Annotated in this window: 13 protein-coding genes; 3 read left to right on the top strand and 10 right to left on the bottom strand. The window is 70.7% G+C overall.

What is annotated here, in order from left to right; all coding sequences use genetic code 11:
* The first annotated feature begins 34 nt into the window (after positions 1-34).
* Positions 35-634 carry a hypothetical protein gene (locus tag Aple_RS01470; protein WP_155342576.1) on the top strand — a complete coding sequence of 200 codons (600 nt, stop codon included), beginning with the start codon at positions 35-37 and terminating at the stop codon, positions 632-634.
* A 40-nt stretch (positions 635-674) separates the two neighbouring features.
* Here the strand turns inward: Aple_RS01470 and Aple_RS01465 are convergent, their stop codons facing one another.
* From Aple_RS01465 to Aple_RS01455, 3 genes are all read right to left on the bottom strand, one after another.
* Positions 675-1,394 (bottom strand): HAD family hydrolase, encoded by a 720-nt coding sequence (locus tag Aple_RS01465; RefSeq protein ID WP_170321225.1) that lies wholly within the window; start codon positions 1,392-1,394, stop codon positions 675-677.
* 221 nt (positions 1,395-1,615) lie between these two features.
* Complete coding sequence (locus tag Aple_RS01460) at positions 1,616-2,977, bottom strand: hypothetical protein (protein WP_155342574.1); 1,362 nt, start codon at positions 2,975-2,977, stop codon at positions 1,616-1,618.
* 79 nt (positions 2,978-3,056) lie between these two features.
* Positions 3,057-4,451, bottom strand: a complete 1,395-nt coding sequence (locus tag Aple_RS01455) for a CHAP domain-containing protein (protein WP_218038052.1) — start codon at positions 4,449-4,451, stop codon at positions 3,057-3,059.
* Positions 4,452-4,665: 214 nt separating this feature from the next.
* Between Aple_RS01455 and Aple_RS01450 the strand changes: the two genes are divergently transcribed.
* The gene (locus Aple_RS01450; protein ID WP_155342573.1) at positions 4,666-5,322 is read left to right on the top strand and encodes a M15 family metallopeptidase; all 657 of its coding nucleotides are present in this window, start codon (positions 4,666-4,668) and stop codon (positions 5,320-5,322) included.
* An 8-nt stretch (positions 5,323-5,330) separates the two neighbouring features.
* Here Aple_RS01450 and Aple_RS01445 read toward each other — a convergent pair whose 3' ends face one another.
* From Aple_RS01445 to Aple_RS01425, 5 genes are read right to left on the bottom strand one after another with little or no spacing between them, the layout of a single operon-like run.
* Positions 5,331-6,335 carry a HEAT repeat domain-containing protein gene (locus tag Aple_RS01445; protein ID WP_155342572.1) on the bottom strand — a complete coding sequence of 335 codons (1,005 nt, stop codon included), beginning with the start codon at positions 6,333-6,335 and terminating at the stop codon, positions 5,331-5,333.
* Positions 6,336-6,338: 3 nt separating this feature from the next.
* The gene (locus Aple_RS01440; RefSeq protein WP_155342571.1) at positions 6,339-7,010 is read right to left on the bottom strand and encodes a HEAT repeat domain-containing protein; all 672 of its coding nucleotides are present in this window, start codon (positions 7,008-7,010) and stop codon (positions 6,339-6,341) included.
* A 57-nt stretch (positions 7,011-7,067) separates the two neighbouring features.
* Positions 7,068-8,591 carry a glutamine synthetase family protein gene (locus Aple_RS01435; RefSeq protein ID WP_218038051.1) on the bottom strand — a complete coding sequence of 508 codons (1,524 nt, stop codon included), beginning with the start codon at positions 8,589-8,591 and terminating at the stop codon, positions 7,068-7,070.
* Entirely contained in the window at positions 8,584-9,909 is a 1,326-nt protein-coding gene (locus Aple_RS01430; RefSeq protein WP_155342570.1) for a Rieske 2Fe-2S domain-containing protein, read from the bottom strand. Before Aple_RS01430 ends, Aple_RS01435 begins: the two co-directional genes overlap by 8 nt.
* 12 nt (positions 9,910-9,921) lie before the next feature.
* A complete protein-coding gene (locus tag Aple_RS01425) occupies positions 9,922-11,895 on the bottom strand; it encodes a primary-amine oxidase (protein ID WP_218038050.1) in 1,974 nt (657 codons plus the stop codon).
* Between the two features lie 200 nt (positions 11,896-12,095).
* Here Aple_RS01425 and Aple_RS01420 point away from each other — a divergent pair, with 200 nt between their 5' ends.
* Positions 12,096-12,809 (top strand): GntR family transcriptional regulator, encoded by a 714-nt coding sequence (locus tag Aple_RS01420; RefSeq protein WP_218038049.1) that lies wholly within the window; start codon positions 12,096-12,098, stop codon positions 12,807-12,809.
* Positions 12,810-12,815: 6 nt separating this feature from the next.
* Here Aple_RS01420 and Aple_RS01415 read toward each other — a convergent pair whose 3' ends face one another.
* Together Aple_RS01415 and Aple_RS01410 are read right to left on the bottom strand one after the other, a co-directional pair.
* Positions 12,816-15,185: an FAD-dependent oxidoreductase gene (locus Aple_RS01415; protein ID WP_155342568.1), complete on the bottom strand. Its 2,370-nt coding sequence runs from the start codon at positions 15,183-15,185 to the stop codon at positions 12,816-12,818.
* Entirely contained in the window at positions 15,182-16,648 is a 1,467-nt protein-coding gene (locus Aple_RS01410) for an aldehyde dehydrogenase family protein (protein WP_155342567.1), read from the bottom strand. Before Aple_RS01410 ends, Aple_RS01415 begins: the two co-directional genes overlap by 4 nt.
* Positions 16,649-16,721 lie beyond the last annotated feature (73 nt).

The raw sequence follows: 16,721 nt of genomic DNA, 5'->3' as shown, positions 1-16,721 counted from the left end.
GCAGCCGCGAACCCAGCCAGCACAGGAGCCGACCATGCATCCCCGACTGCTCGAAGCGGTTCGTAACAATGCCGTCTGGTGTGAGGCGGTGTGCGTGTCACACGGGCTGCCCGGCAGATTCGGCGAGCGCGCGTGGACCAACCCGGCCAGGACCCCGATGCACTATCCGGACGCCATCTCGCTGACCCCGGACGCGACCGTCACGGACGTGCTCGACGGCATCGACACGGGTTCGGGCGCCTCGGTGAAGGACAGCTTCGCCACCCTCGACCTGTCGGCCGCCGGGTTCACGGTGCTCTTCGAAGCCCGATGGATTCACCGCCGGGCAGGCACACCGGGTGAGGAGTGGCAGGTGGTGACCGATCCGCGGATCCTTCCCGAGGGAGTCTTCCGCCCGGACCTGATCGCCGACGACACGATCACCCTGCTGCGCGACACCAGCGGCAACAGCGCGGCGCTCAACACAAGCGACAGTGTCGTCGGCGTCTCCAACGTCTCCGGCGATGACCCCTGGCCGGGCATCGTCGCCATGGCCGCCCGGCTCCACCCTGGCCGCGACCTCGTCGGCTACGAAGACGAAGCGCCTGAGGGCTTCACCGCGATCGGACCGCTGAGAGTCTGGCTCAAAGACTGATCGCCCCGCAGGCGGGGGGGTCGGCGGCCGTGAGAGCTGGTCAGGCGTTCGTGCGTGATAGTTGGTCGGGGAGGTCGGTCAGCCGTTCGATGCGGAGCACCGTTTCGTCTGCCGTTGGTGGTGGTCCACCGGTGATGAAGTCGATGCCGCGGTCCAGCCAGATGCCGGTGAGCCCGGCGAGGGTGGCCGCGTTCGCGTCGCCTTCCAGCATGTCGCCCACGTTGACCGCCTGCGCGGGGTCCGTCCGCATCCGCCGGCAGGCGGTGGCGAAGGCGGCGGAGTCGGGCTTGGCCGCACCGAGTTCGGTCGGGGTCAGGACGGCTTCGAAGTATTCGAGGAGACCGAAGCGGGCGAGCTTGGCGCGCTGCTGATCGGGGTCCCCGTTGGTGAGAACGGCCAGACGCGGTCCTCGGGGACGCCGTTTCAGGGTCTCCAGGCATGGCTGGACATCGGGATAGCTCCGCCAGGACTCCTCGGTAGCGCTCGGCGAACCAGGCGTCCAGAAGGCCGGGACTTTCAGGAACCGGCTCGCCGAGCATGGGCAGGAAGGACCGGAGCCTGCGTCGGCGTTGCTCAGCGAAGGAGCACTGACCAGCCAGGTATTCCCGCATGTGCCGCCCCTCCAGCGTCCACCACAACGCCACCAGCTCCTCCGGTGGAGCCGTCGCGTTCGGCGCGGCCTGGACGATCTGCCCGATCGTTTCCAAGACCGCGCCTCGATGATCGACCAGGGTGCCGTCCAGATCGAAGAAAACCACATCCGCCATAGGAGCATCATCTCGTGGTGCCTGTCCCTGACGCCCGAGGATCCGACGCGCTTGACATGTAGATGATCGGCCCCGACGCCGGCGTGGTCGGATCCAACGCCTTCGCGATGCCGAAGTCGATCAGAAAACCCCTGATGGCGTCGCGCCGGCACGCGGGAAGGCACAGCGGCCGGGATGGGCTCCCGGGCGCCATGCCTTCTCCTCGGCCGCTTCGTCAGGAGCCGTTCCAGTCGCCGGTCAGGATGACCGCGCCGGGCACGGTCTCCAGGGCGGTGCCCCAGGCGTAGTCGGACCCGCCGTCATCCAAGGTGTCACGGAGGTGGTAGGTGCCGTCGGCCGGGTTGTAGTAGCCGAGCGAGTCCTTGCCGTCGCCGTTCCAGTCACCCGTCAGCACCACCGCGTCCGGCAGCGTCTCCAGCGAGGTGCCCCAGGCGTAGTCGGAGGAGCCGTCGTTCAAGGCGTTGCGCAGGTGGAAGGTGCCGTCGGCCGGGTTGTAGTAGCCGAGCGAGTCCTTGCCGTCGCCGTTCCAGTCACCCACCAGCACCACCGCGTCCGGCACAGTCTCCAGCGCGGTCCCCCAGGCGTAGTCGGAGGAGCCGTCGTTGTGCGCGTTGCGCAGGTGGAAGGTTCCGTCCGCGGGGTTGTAGTAGCCGAAGGAGTCCTTGCCGTCGCCGTTCCAGTCACCCGTCAGCACCACCGCGTCCGGCAGCGTCTCCAGCGAGGTGTCCCAGGCGGTGTTGGACCCGCCGTCGTCCAGCGTGTTACGCAGGTGGAAGGTTCCGTCGGCCGGGTTGTAGTAACCCATCGAGTCCTTGCCGTCCCCATTCCAGTCGCCGGTCAGGACCAGCGCGTTTGGGAGAGTCTCCAGGCTGGTCCCCCAGGCATAGTTGGAAGTACCGTCGCCAAGCACGTTGCGCAGGTGGAAGGTGCCGTCGGCGGGGTTGTAATAACCCGTCGAGTCCCGGCCGTGCGTCGGCGTCGGCGCTGGCTGCCATAAGTGGTTGACGATGATCTGCGCGTCGCTGACCTCGGGCGGGTATTTCGCGGGGTATGCCGATACTTGAACGCCCTGACACACCTCGCCGATCGGGGTGGTCATCCAGGCGTTGTTCGGGTACACCCGCTTCATCTTGTTGATGAACGCGGTGGTGGCCCACACGGGGTCGAGCCGCTGCGCCCTGCTCCCCCAGGTGCCGCGCTGCTGGAACAGGCCGAGGCTGTCGTGGTCGTACTCCTGGTCGATGTTCTGGATGGCCGACTCGACGATGACGGTGGTGATGGCGATGACGGCCGCCCGCGAGTGCAGGCCCAGATTCCGTACGGTGTTGACGACCATGCGGGCGCACGAGACGCGGTAGCCGGTCATGGCTCCGCGCATTTTCTTGGTCAGTTTGCCGTTGAGCGTCGCGGCCAGGCTGTTGTCTGACGAGGTGACGCCCCTGGGGTCGCACGCGGTGGTGGAGTAGGCGGCGTCCGCCTGAATGGTCGGCTCGGGGTCGGCGTGGGCGGGAGCGGCGGAGAGTCCGGTCACCGCGGTGAGCGTCAGGGCGGTGAGGGCGGCGCGAAGGGCTTTCATCAGATGCTCCATGGGGAGTTGAAGGGGAAAGAGGGCCGGCCCGCCCGGTCGAGAGCGGGCCGGTTTACGGAGTTGTGGCTCAGGCGCCGTTCCAGTCGCCGGTCAGGATCACCGCGCCGGGCACGGTCTCCAGGTCGGTGCCCCAGGCGTAGTCGGAGGCGCCCTCGTCCAGGGCGTTGCGCAGGTGGAAGGTGCCGTCGCGGGTGTCGTAGTAGCCGACGGAGTCCTTGCCGTCGCCGTTCCAGTCGCCGGTCAGGATCACCGCGTCGGGGACGGTTTCCAGGGCGGTGCCCCAGGCGTAGTCGGAGGAGCCGTCGTTCAAGGCGTTGCGCAGGTGGAAGGTTCCGTCAGCCGGGTTGTAGTAGCCGAGCGAGTCCTTGCCGTCTCCGTTCCAGTCACCCACCAGCACCACCGCGTCCGGCACAGTCTCCAGCGCGGTCCCCCACGCGTAGTCGGAGGACCCGTCGTTGTGCGCGTTGCGCAGATGGAAGGTACCGTCCGCCGGGTTGTAGTAGCCGAAGGAGTCCTTACCATCCCCGTTCCAGTCACCCGTCAGGACCACCGCGTTCGGGAGAGTCTCCAGCGAGGTGTCCCAGGCGGTGTTGGACCCGCCGTCGTCCAGCGTGTTACGCAGGTGGAAGGTACCGTCGGCCGGGTTGTAGTAACCCGTAGAGTCCTTGCCGTCGCCGTTCCAGTCGCCGGTCAGGACCAGCGCGTTCGGAAGGGTCTCCAGGTTGGTGCCCCAGGCGTAGCTGGAAGCGCCGTCGCCGAGCACGTTGCGCAGGTGGAAGGTGCCGTCGGCCGGGTTGTAGTAGCCCGTCGAGTCCCGGCCGTCCGGGGGTGTCTCCGGGGTTGACGTGCCGTCGACCGGGGCGCTGTAGCCGACGATGTCGATGTTCGACCGGGAGTACGAGTTGGCCTGGATCCTGTCCCCGCTGTTGCCCTCGATCGTGTAGACGGTGGAGCCGTTGGCACTCGTGACGATGCCGACGTGGTCGATGTCGCCGCTCTGGTCCCAGTCGAAGACGACCGCGTCACCCGGCTGCGGGGTGTAGCCGCTGCCCCGGGTGTGCCAGGTCCCGTTTCTGGTTCCGTAGTCCCTGAACGAGTAGGCCCATCCGGTGAGGGCGCCGCTGCTCCCCTCGGGAATGTCGGCGTACTTCACGCCCGCCTTGCGCCAGACGTACTTGGAGAAGTCGGCGCACCAGTCGCTGTCGCGCCACTGCACGCCGCCCGTGCTGGGGCAGCCGGTGCCCGGCTTCCAGGGGCGGAAGAAGCCGGTGTAGTAGTTGCAGCCGCTGCCCATCGGGCTCTCGTGGTTGCGTGTGCCGTTGTTCAGCTCGGCCTGGGCGACGGAGACGATCGTGCTCCTGCTCACCGCCAAGGCCGGAGCGGTCATGACGACCGTGAGGCCCGTGACCGCGACGGTGGTGGCGGCCAGGACTGCGGCGACCCGCCTGCGAATGTCGTTCATACTGATCCCTCATCTCGGGGTCGTTCTCATTCGGACACCGAGAGAGTGGGTGACGCCGCTGCAACTTCGCTGTAGTGGGCTATTGAGCCTGGTACGCCCATGCAAATGACCTTGGGAGTACGACGAGCTGTCGCTGTAGAGCCGATTACACCGGATTTGTAGCGCGTTGATCCATGCTGCGTCGGATCCCGTCGCCTGCCCCTTGGAGAGTCCCATGGCGCAGCACGTGCTTCTGTCCGATCCGCGCGTCGCCGCGATGCCGATGAAGGAGTGCGACGAGCCTCTCGCCGACCTCCGCGACGATAACGTCATCCGAGTGGACTCGCGGCTGGCCGACCCAGCGGGCGCCTACGCGCACGTCCGGCTCAGCGTCGCCGACCGCCTGACGGGCGCGCAGACCCTGCTTCCCCGGGGGCTCCGGCTGCTGCTCGTGGAGGCGTACCGGCCCTACGCGCTCCAGGAACGCTATTTCGCCGACTGCCAGGCCAGGATGGGGCGCGTCCACCCCGAATGGACGCGGGAGCGGCTGCGCGCCGAGGCGAGCAAGTACGTCTCACCACCCGAGGTGGCGCCCCACGTGGCCGGCGGAGCGGTCGACGTCACGCTGTGCACGGTGGACGGAACCGAGCTGCCGATGGGCACGGAGGTCAACGCCACGCCTCCGGAGTACGGCGAAGAGTGCTACATGGACGCGCCGGGGATCTCGGCGGAGGCACGGGGCAACCGGCGGATCCTGACCGCCGCCATGACGGCGACGGGATTCGTGAACTATCCCACGGAGTGGTGGCACTGGTCGTACGGCGACCGGTACTGGGCATTCGTCATGGGAGCCCCCCATGCCCGCTACGGCCCGGTCGCCATGCACGTGTGAACGCTGATTTATCGTGCGTCGCGTATCCCGAGAATGTATGTCGCAGTAAGCGCAACGGCACGGTCTTCGTCCTGTGACAGATCCGCGAGGGCACGTGACGCTGTGATTCCCGGGATATCCGCGAGCGCCTGTGCCAGCCGTCGACGTGCGGAGGATTCGACGGTGCCGTGGGCGAGGCGGTCAACGAGCCTGGTAGCGATCTGATCGGCCAACGCGGGACGACTCGCCAGCGCGCTGAGCGCGTCGGCCGCATCGACGTCATTCGTCCCCTCGACGACCATGTCGATGAGCGTCGGGACCGCGTCGGCCACTTCACGTGCCCCGAGCGCCAGAGCCGCGTACCTGCGGACCACGATGTCGGGGTTGGCGAGGGCGTCCCGCAGCAGTGCGGTCGCCTCACCGCTGGGAATCTCAGCGATGGACTGGACGGCGCGTTTCCGCACCTCGGCTTCTGGTGAGCCGAGGCCCTCGGCCAGTAGCGCCAATCCGTCGTCGCCCGATTGCGCCAAAGCCCATCGAAGGGCTCCGGCGACGTTCGGGTCCGACTCGCTCAGCGCCGCCTCCACCAGTGCCTCCACCGGCACCGCAACCTCCTCAACTGAGGACAAGGCCGCGCGCTGGCGCTTCCCAGCGCTCTTCGACCCCAACGCCTGGAGGAGTGCGACGATCTGGAGGACGTCCTCCCAGCTGGCAGGTTCCGCGGCACCGATCCGACGCAGTCGCGTGAGCAGTTCCGTCTCACTTGCGATGCGTTCTCGCGTCTGGCCGATGAGGTCGTCGACGAGCTGTGAGGGCGTGAAGCCGGGATCATCGAGCGCGCGCCCGACTTCACGCAACGACAGCCCCAACGACCGAAGGATCTCGATATGGAAGATCCGCCGGATGTCCTCGCTGGAATACTCCCGATAGCCTGCGTCGGTACGACCCGTTGGCCGCACCAGGCCGAGCGAGTCGTAATGCCTGAGCATGCGGGCGCTGACCCCCGACTGTCGTGCCACATCACCGATCAACACGGCCTATCCCCCCTCCTGGCCGGTCCTGCCGAGGGCTACGACGCGCTTGGCCTCCTCGATCGCGAACTCGAATCCGGCATCCGGGTCGCGCAACAGCCGTTCCGTGGCGATCGCGTGCGCGCGCACGCGAGGGTCGAGATCCGTCATCGCAGCGCGCAGAGCCGGCACAATCACCTCGCCCAGCGCGATCAGCGCCCGGCTGAGGCTCAGCTGCATCTCACGTCCACCGCGCCCCAGCTGTGTCGACAACACCGCGGCCAACTCAGGCTCCTCACCTTCGGGCACGAGCACGACCGCCGCCCGCCAGGCACTCCGCGCCACCTCATCGTCGGCGTCGGACAGCAGCGCACGTGTGATCGCCGGCCACGCTCGCCGATCCCCGATCTTGGACAGCGTGTGCAACGCCTGGCTTCGTGCCTGCGCACGCTCCGAGCGGACTTCATTGAGAAGCACTGGGACCGTCATTGATGCTGGGTGGCGGGTGAGTGCCCACGTAAGCATGTCGCGCACGAAGAAATCGGGTTCGATCGCGCATCGCTCGATGAGCTTGTCGATGAACCGCGGGTCAGGGGCCGTACCGACCGCCAGCGCTGCTTGTAGCCGCACTGACGAGCGGCCGTCTTCCAGCCCCTGGAAAGCTTTGATCGTATCTGTGTCCTGTTTCGACATGGTCATCGGGACCACCTCCTTGACACAGTGAAGACCTTGTCACTGTGTCAAGGTCAAGCGAGATCAGAGCAGGTCGAAGTACTCGCGTTGTTCCCAGTCTGAGACCTCGTCGAGGTAGCGGTGGTATTCGGCGCGTTTGAGGTGAACGTACCAGTCGACGACCTCATCGCCGAGGACGCGGCGGAAGAGCGAGCTGGTGTCCAGGGCGTGGAGGGCGTCGCCGAGGGTGCGCGGGAGCCTGGTGGCGTCGTCGCGGTACGGAGACTCGGTGGGAGCGCCAGGAGACAGGCCTCGGTCCAGGCCGTCCAGGCCGGTGATGAGCTGGGACAGGATATATAGGTACGGGTTGGCGCCGGGTTCGCCGGAGCGGTTCTCCAGGTGAGCGTTCGGGTCGCCGGGGGCGCCGACGGCTCTGACCATGGCGCCTTTGTTGTCCAGGCCCCACAGCACGCGGTCGGGGGCCAGCGAGTACGGCTGGTACCGCTTGTAGCCGTTGACGGTGGGTGTGGTGAACGCGGCGGCGGCCGCGGCGTGGGTGAGGAGCCCGGCCAGGTAGGAGAGGCCTTGGGGGGAGAGCACGCTGCCGGGGTCGGCGGACGCGAAGAGGGGGGCGCCGGTGACGGTGTCGCGGAGGGACTGGTGGAGGTGCCAGCCGGTGGAGGCGGTGTCGGCACCGCGCGGGCGGGACATGAAGGTGGCGTGCAGGCCGAGGCGATGGCAGATCTGCTTGAGCGCCATCCGGCAGAGGACCACCTGGTCGGCGACGGCGGACGCGTCCCCGGCGTCCAGGGTCACCTCGAACTGGCTGGGGCCGAATTCCAGCTCGATCGACCGGAGCGGCAGGTCCAGCCGGGTGAGCCCGCGGTGGATCTCGGCGACCAGGTCGTCGCTCTCGTCCAGGGTGTCGACGCGGAGCAGCTGGGAGCCGGGGGTGATCGGCCGTACGGCGGGCGCGGCCCCCGGGCTGCCGGGCCGGCCGACCCGGGTGGGATGCATCGCGTCGTCCACCCGGGCGAAGACGTGAAACTCCAGCTCGGGTCCCACGGTCATCGACAGACCCCGCTCGGCGAGCCAGGCCAGGTGCCGCCGGAGCAGGCCGCGAGTGCAGTACGGCACGGCTCCCCCGTCCGGAAACCGCAGGTCGGCCAGGATCATCCCGCTCCGCGCCGACCACGGAAGCACCCGGAAGGTGGTCGGGTCGGGCACCAGGACGACGTCCCCGGCCCCGGAGAAACCCCGGTACCCGCCGAGGCTGAGCGCGTCGAAGACGGCGAACGAGGACTTGCCCGAAGTGTCCTTCAGCAGCAGCGACGAGGGCACGGTCAGCCCGGATCCGAGCACGCCGGGCAGCGCCGCCCTGGTGATCGACTTGCCGCGGAGCACGCCGTGCTGGTCCACGAAGCAGACCCGGACGAGTTCGATCCCGAGTTCGTCGATGACCCGGCGCATCTGGGCGGCGCTCGCGTACTGCTCCTCCGTCCACAGCCCGTGCCGTTCCACGAAGCCGCCCCGTTCGGCGGCCAGCATGGGCCGGGCGCCGCGCCCGCCGCCGCCTTCGGCGACCGGCCGCTCGTCGGCGTTACGCATCGGCCACGGCCTCGTTCGCCCACGGGGAGGCCGCGCGCCGCTTGGCGTCGTGTTCCGGCCAGCGTTCCTCCCAGCCGTCGGAGGGGCTGATCATGTCCACCGCGATCGGGCCGGTCAACCGCCGGGCGCTCGGCAGGTCGAGCGGCTGGGCGGACAGCGGGTTCCCGGCCTCGAACGCGTCCAGCGCGCGGAGCAGCAGGCGGCGGTTGGCGGTCACCGCGCGGTCCGACACGCCGAGCCGTTCCACCGTGCGGTCCTGGATGCGGCCCATGCTCTCCACCGCCCACTGGTCGTGGACGTTGATGTCCAGGCCCATCCCGGTGTAGGTGAGTTCGCGCTGTTCGGCGGGGTCGAAGCCCCAGTCGTTGGCGCGGTTCCTGATCGGCCGGTAGTCGGGGAGGGTGACCTCGGCGAGCCGCTGGGCGAGCAGGGTCTCCTTGTCGGTCCGTTCGGCGAAGTCGTAGAAGATCATGTACCAGTAGTGGTTCTCGTCGTCGATCGGCACGTGCCACTGGGTGAAGACCTTGCTGTTGCCGAACGGGACCACGAAGGCGTTCGGGAAGAGCAGGTTGGTGATCCGGACGTGCTTGATCTCCTCGGTGAGCTGCCGTAGGGCGAAGACCCGCAGCCCGTGTTCCGCCTGTTCGACCTCGATGTCGGGGCGGTAGTGGTCGCCGACCAGTTTGGAGAGCTTCTGCCCGGTGCCGGCCACCACCTCGCTGAACTGCTGCCCGTACACGTCGCGGGGGTCCTCCCCCACGAAGCGGTGCAGGAACGAGACGTGGCTCGGGTCGATGCCGCCTTCGACGCCCTGAAGCCAGTTGCACTCCCAGAGCCCCTTGAACGCGAAGGTGTACTCCTGCGGCGCGGTGAAGCAGTCGTAGGCGGGGAACGGGGGCGGGTCGCCGGCGCCGAGGTAGGCGAAGACGATGCCGTTCCGCTCCTCGCACGGGTAGCTCCGGATCCGGATCTTGTCGGCGAACGTGCTCTGCGGCGGCTCGGCGGGCTGTTCCAGGCAGCGGCCGTCGGGGCCGTAGAGCCAGCCGTGGTAGAGGCAGCGCAGGCCGCCGTCCTCCAGCCGGCCGTACGACAGGTCCACGCCGCGGTGCGCGCAGTACCTGCTGACCAGGGCCCAGCCGCGGTCGTCGCGGCGGAAGAGGACGAGCTCCTCCCCCATCAGCCGGACGGCCTTGACCGGCCGCTCCCCTGACATCTCCGACACCAGCGCGGCGGGTTGCCAGTAGGAGCGCATCAGCTGTCCCAGCGGCGTGCCCGGCCCGGTGCGGGTGAGCTTCTCGTTGTCCTCGCGCTTCAGCACGGCCGGTCCTCTCTAGGGTTCTGTCGGCGAGCAGCAGCTCGCGGCCTGGTCGCCCGGCGTCGCGTGGCCGGTCTTCCTGACCGGGGCCGGGATGTCCATCGCCGGGTTGCGGTCGAAGAACCCGTCGGGCTCCAGGACCATCCGCAGCGTGTCGACCGGCATCACCGGCCACTGCTCGGGGCGGGGGTAGTGGTGGCTGCCGAGGACCGGCCAGAGCACCAGCTCGACCCCGTCCAGCGAGCGGTCCTGCCGCTGCCACACGTGCACGCCGTCCTCGCCGGGCTCGGCGTGGTTCGGGTACTGGCCGCCGACGAAACGCTCGGCCGGGTCGTACGGCGTCGCCCACAGGTGCCGGTGCACGAACGGGGCCCGGCGGGCCATCACCGAGTCCGGGCGGCCGAACGGGCGGGCCGTGCCCTGCAGGGTCAGCCGGTAGGCCGTCGGCTCGCCGTACCGGTTGGTGGCGGTGGCGCTCTCGACGCGCCAGTGCCGGGCGGTGGCCGGGTCGGTGCTGCGGGCCGCCTCGGACTCGCGGCGGATGGGGGTCCTGACGTGGCGTACGGCGTTGCCGTACGGGTCCAGCGCGGGGTCGGGCTCGCCTTCCGCGTGCGCCTCCACCAGGCGGTTGAGCGGGCCGTCAATCGCGGTGTCCAGGCGGAGGCCGAAGTAGTGCTGGTGGGTGGGCACCTGGACGTGTTCGGCGACTCGCCTGCCGTACCTGACCTCCTCGTCGGCCTCGACTCCCGAGGCGGACAGCATGCCGGTCAGCTTGACCTCCAGCTCGATCCTGCCGTCCTGGTAGAGCGACCAGTAGAAGCCGTAGTCGTAGTTGGCGACCGTCTGGAAGTTGGACACGATCAGCCGGCGGCTGCGGCGGACCTGGCCCACCCCGCGCCGCAGGTCGTTGTGCTTCCAGAGGATGCTGTCGTCCTCCTCGTGCATGCAGATGGCGTTGCGGATCGTCACCGGCTCGCCGGCGCCGCCCAGGTAGGCCGCGTCGAAGTAGCGGATCAGGCCGAGGCAGTCGCAGCCGAGTTCGAGCGAGTTGGTGAGCGGCCCGGCGCCGTACTCGCCCCAGTCGAAGAAGTTCTTCCGGTACTGGGTGGAGTTGGGGTCCAGGTACGGCACGTACATCTCGTTGCAGGAGGCCCGGCGGAGCACCGAGCGGCCGAGGAACTCCAGGTCGTGCAGGACCAGGCCCTCGCGGTGGGTGAAGCCGATCCGGAACCGCCAGCCCTGCCACTCCACCAGGTGGCCGGTGACGGTGAAGCTGGGCCCTTCCGGCTGGACCACGTCAAGGGGGCGCAGACCGGGGCGGTCCGGCCCGAACCCTCCGGGCTCCAGCGGGCCCGCCTCGGGGGACATCGGGACGACCCCGTGGTCCTCGACCTCGAGGACCTCCATGGTGTGCATGTCGATGATCGGCACCACGCCCTGGACCGGGCGGACGTAGCCGTTGTCGCCCTCGTCGGTGCGGTGCCAGACGGTGCCCCAGGTCAGCCGGCGGCCGGCGTACCGCTCGGGCTCGAAGCCGCCCATCGACTCGGCGTCGATCATGACGAGGGACACGTCGTGGATGCCGCGCTTGGCCAGCGCCGCCTGGAACAGCGGGCTCTCCCGGCAGGCCCGCGCGGCCGAGCGGGCCTCGTCCGAGGTGATGCCGGGGCGGCGGTGGTCGACCGGGCGCCAATCGGCGCACCGGGGGGCGTCGTCGAGGACCACGTCGACCTCCCAGGCGGCGGGGGCGTCGTGATCGATGACGACGACGGTCAGCCGCCGCACGGTCGCGGGCACCGCACCGGCAACCGCGGCGCGGGCCGCGGCCTCGTCGAGGTAGGCGCCCCAGAATCCGACCCGCGCGCCGAGCCGGCCGTCCGCCCGGATCAGTGCCACCGCCCGCTCGATCTCCGCGGGGGTGAGCGGGTCGAAGGGATGCCGCTCGCCGTGCGACGGCCCCACAACGGACAAATGCAGCATTTCAGTCATGTTGGGATCCTATCTCCCTTATTATGGATCCAGATAGTCATCGTTGTGTCGAACAGTGGCCGGTCAATTTGCCACCACGTTCGCCATCACGGAATGATTCGATTACCGGCTCGACCCAACCTCGCAAAGTTGGATCCATCGCCGGACGCAAATCGATCGCTGTCGTTCCCGTCCCACCCGCAGGTGAAAGGTCTCCTTCCGTGGACTCCGACGCGACTTCCCTGGACCGAAGCGCACTGGTCGACGAGACGGCCAACGCGATTCGGGCCCGCATCATGTCGGGAGAGATCCCGATCGGCGCCCAGCTCAGGCAGGCGGAGCTGGCCGCGCGGCTGGGCATCAGCCGCACCCCGATCCGGGAGGCGCTCCGCCAGCTCCAGGCCGGCGGGCTCATTGAGGTGCTGCCCCGCCGGGGGGCCGTGGTCCGCGTGCCCTCCCCCTGGGAGGTGCGGGAGGCGTACGAGGTGCGCGCGGAGCTGGAGGGATTGGCCTGCGAGCGGGCGGTCCGCCGGGTGACCAGGACGCTGCTCGCCGAGCTCCGCGGGACCAACGACGTGCTCCGCGCCAACGAGCGCCCGCCGGCCCCGCCCGGTCCTGGGGCGCCGGTGTCGCCCACCACGCTCGCCAACGACCGCTTCCACACCCTGATCCACGAGATGGCCGGGAACGAGCGGCTGGCCAGGACCATCCGGGAGATCAACGAGGCCTTCCCGCGGAACGTCTCGGCCCTCGTGCTCCAGGACGACCCCCGCCACCGGGCGGACAACCTGGCCGAGCACGAGCGGATCGTCGCCGCGCTCGAAGCCGAGGACGCCAAGCTGGCCCGCCGCGAGATGCGCGACCACGTGCTGGCCGCCGGGGAGCAGCTCGCCCGCTGGTACGAGCGCAGGACGGCGACGGTGTTCCGCGGCTGAGCACCTTCACCGCTCCCGGCGCAGCATCCGCGCGGGGTCCAGGAAGTCCAGGTCGGGCCGGGGCACGCCGTACGCGAGGTCGGCCAGCGCCGCCCCGATGGCCGGGCCGAACTTGAACCCGTGCCCGGAGCAGGCCGCCGCGACCAGCACCTGCGGGGTCTCCGGCAGCGGGCCGACGGCGAACCGGTTGTTCGGCGCCATCGTGTACCGGCAGGCCAGATCCGCCACGACGCCGCCGTCGGCGGTGGGCAGGAAACGGGCGGCCAGTGCCCGCAGCGTGGCCCGCTCCGTCTCGGTCACCGGCCCGGGAACGGCGGCAGGGTCGTCGTCGGGGCCCAGGTCCAGGCCGATCTTCACCGCGCGCCCGCCGATGGCCGGGATGCCGTAGAGCAGGCCGACGTCCGGGACGTCCACGGAGAAGCTGCCCAGGGCGGGCGGCGCGAGCGTCGAGGTGACCGACGACCCCACGTGGATGTTGACGATCCGGATCACGCGCAGCACGTCCGCGAACGCCGGGATCAGCGACCCGGTCCACGGTCCGGCGCAGACCACCAGGCGGGCGGCCCGCACGGCGCCGTGCGGGGTGCGCACCACCACGCCCTCGCCGTCGGGGGCCCAGTCCAGCACGGGGGTTCCGTCGTGCCGCCGCACGCCGTACCCGCGGCCGAGCTCGGCCAGGGCGGCCAGCGCGCCCGAGGCGTCGATCACTCCGGCGGCGGGGTCGTGCACCGCGACGTACTCCTCCCCCAGCGCGAGGCCGGGGAAGATCTCGGCCGCTCGCGCGCCGTCGACCAGGGTGCAGTCCGGCCCGCGCAGCCCGCCCGCTCCCCCGTCCGCCGGCCGGGCGTAGAGCCCGCCGGTACGCGTGACCAGGGCGCGCCCGGACTCCGCCTCCAGCGCCGCCCAGGCCAGGTAGGCCCGGTCGACCAGGTCGTCCCACACAGGCGACGGGTAGGCCCGGCGGATCATCCTGGTCGGGCCGTGCGAGGAGCCCCGCTCGTGCCCGGCCGCGAACTGCTCCAGGTGCAGGACCCGATCGCCGCGCGCCGCGAGCTGCCAGGCGGCGGACGACCCGTGCACGCCCGCGCCGATCACGATCGTGTCCACATGCTCGGACAGTAAGGCGGGCGCGGACACCGGCCGCTCACCCCGCAGCGGCACTCGCGTGGCTCCGGTCCGCCCGGGGGACAGCGCGTCGACCAGGGCGGCGATGTCGTCGGAGTCGTTGTAGACGTGCACCGACGCCCGGACCACCCCCGCCAGGCCACGGCGGCCGAGGTCCCACTGGCCGTGCGCGGCAGGGACCGAGACCACGTGCAGCCCGGCGACGCGGAGCGCGCGGGCCGTCCGGGCGGGCGTCTCGCCGTCGCGTACGAAGGTCACGATGCCGCCGCCGGCCGCGGGCGGGTCGACGACCCGGACGCCGGGGACGGCGGCGAGCGCGGCGCGCATCTCCTCGCCGAGGGCGGCGATGTGCCGGTGGGTCGCGTCGGCCCCCGTCGCGTGGAGTTCTTCGAGCGCCGCCGTGAGGCCGAGGCGGAGGGCGTGCGAGTACTCCCAGGTCTCGAACCGGCGCGCGCCAGGGAGCAGTCCGTACTCGTCGTCGGCCGTCCAGCTGGCGCCCCGCACGTCGGGCGCGGGCGGCCTGAGCTCGCCGCCGAGCACCGGGTCGAGCCAGAGCAGCCCGGTGCCGCGCGGCCCGCGGAGGAACTTGCGGCCGGTGCCGACGAGCATCGCGCACCCGATCTCGGTGACGTCCACCGGCAGCTGGCCGAGCGACTGCGTGGCGTCGAGCAGGTAGGGCACGCCGGCGGCGCGGGCGATCTCGCCGATCGCCGCCGCGGGCTCGATCAGCCCGGACGACGTCGGCACGTGGGCGGCGGTGACCAGAGCGGCGGGCGTGCGCAGGGCGGCCCGCAGCGCGCCGAGATCCACCGCGCCGGTCTCGTCGGCGCCGATCACCTCGACCACGACGCCGTACCTGCGGCGCAGCTCGAACAGGTGCAGGGCCGAGCTGACGTAGGTCGACGAGGTCGCCACCACGCGGTCGCCGGGCCCGAGGCGCAGCCCGTCGACGGCGCGGTGCCAGGCCACGGTGGCGCTCTCGGTGAAGGCCACGTCCTCGGCCCGGCCGCCGATGAGCCGCGCGGCCAGGCCGTACGCCTGTTCGGCCCGCGGGCGGACCGCCTCGGCGGCCTCGTAGCCGCCGATCCGCGCCTCCAGCCGGAGATGGTCGACGACGGTCTCCAGGACCGCCGCGCTGGGCAGCGCCGCCCCGGCGGCGTTGAGATGGTGGGCGTGCCCGGCCCCCGGGGTCGCGGCCCGGGCGGCGGCAACCAGCCGGCTGGTCACCGCCCCGTCGAGTTGCGCCGTCACAGTGCCACCACGACGCTCTTGCGCTCGCAGAAGCCGTGCAGGGCCTCGTCGCCCAGGTCGCGGCCGAGCCCGGAGTCGCGCACCCCGCCGAACGGCAGGGCGGGGTCGAAGATGTTGTAGGTGTTGATCCACACCGTCCCGACGTGCAGTTCCCCGGCCATCCGGTGCGCCCGCGCGACGTCGCGGGTCCAGACCCCGGCGGCCAGGCCGTAGTCGGAGTCGTTGGCGATGGCGACCGCGTCGGCCTCGTCGGCGAACGGGATGACCCCGACCACCGGGCCGAAGATCTCCTCCCGGGCGATCCGCATGTCGTTGCGCACCCCGGTGAAGAGGGTGGGCTCCACGAAGAACCCGGGCCGGTCGGGCACGCCGCCCCCGTAGGCCAGGGTGGCGCCCTCGGCGACCCCCGCCTCGATGTAGGACAGCACCCGTTCGCGCTGCTCCGCCGACACCAGCGGGCCGACCGTGATCCCGCCCGCCAGCCCGTCGCCCACCGGCACCTTGGCGACGGCGGCGGCCAGCCGCTCGTGCATCTCGCCGAGGATCGACTCCTGCACCAGTAACCGGCTCCCGGCCGTGCACATCTGCCCCGAGTGCCCGAAGGACGCCCGCATGGCGGTGACCACCGCCGCGTCCAGGTCGGCGTCGGCGAACACGATGTTCGGGCTCTTGCCGCCGAGTTCCAGGGTCAGCCGGGTGATGGACGGCGCCGCCGCGGCCATCACCAGCCGCCCGACCTCGGTCGACCCGGTGAAGGACACCTTGGCCACGCCGGGGTGGGCGACGAGGGCGGCGCCGGTCTCGCCGTCGCCGGTGAGCACGTTGAGCACGCCGTCGGGCAGCCCCGCCTCGGCGCAGATCGCGGCGAGGCGGAGCATGGTGAGCGGCGTCTGCTCGGCGGGCTTCACCACGACCGCGCAGCCCGCGGCCAGGGCCGGGGCCAGCTTGAAGCAGGCGGTCATGATCGGGAAGTTCCACGGCAGGATCAGCGCGGCCACCCCGACCGGTTCCAGCACCGTGTACGCGTGGTGCGGGGCGCCGTTGCCGTCGATCGGGATCACCGTTCCGGTCAGCCGCCCGGGCGCGCCCGCGAAGTGCCGGAAGGTCCGCGCGCCCGCCGCGACGTCGGCCCGGGAGCGCTCGATCGGCTTGCCGTTGTCCCGGGTCTCCAGCACCGCGAGCTCCTCGGCGGCCGCCTCGATCAGCTCGGCCACCCGGTGCAGCACGCGGGTGCGCTCCAGCGGGGGCAGGCCGCGCCAGCGCGCGTCGGCGTGCGCCCGGCCCGCCGCGGTGACGGCGGCGTCGACGTCGGCGGCGGTCGCCTGGGCGACCCGGCTGAGCAGGGCGCCGGACGCGGGATCGAGGACATCGATCCGGTCCCGGCCGCCCGGGGGAACCCACACCCCGCCGATGAGGAACGGCTCCTCATCGCGGAGCGGGACCAACCTGCCGTTCGTGCTCATGTACGTCGTGCCCCCAATGCCGGAAGGGATCCTAATCTCATTGTTTTGGATCCAATAGTACGACTTGATCGTG

The organism is Acrocarpospora pleiomorpha, from assembly GCF_009687885.1.
Classification (GTDB): Bacteria; Actinomycetota; Actinomycetes; order Streptosporangiales; family Streptosporangiaceae; genus Acrocarpospora; species Acrocarpospora pleiomorpha.
Note: the sequence above shows the minus strand (reverse complement) of the source record. Positions and strands in the feature narration are given on the sequence as shown.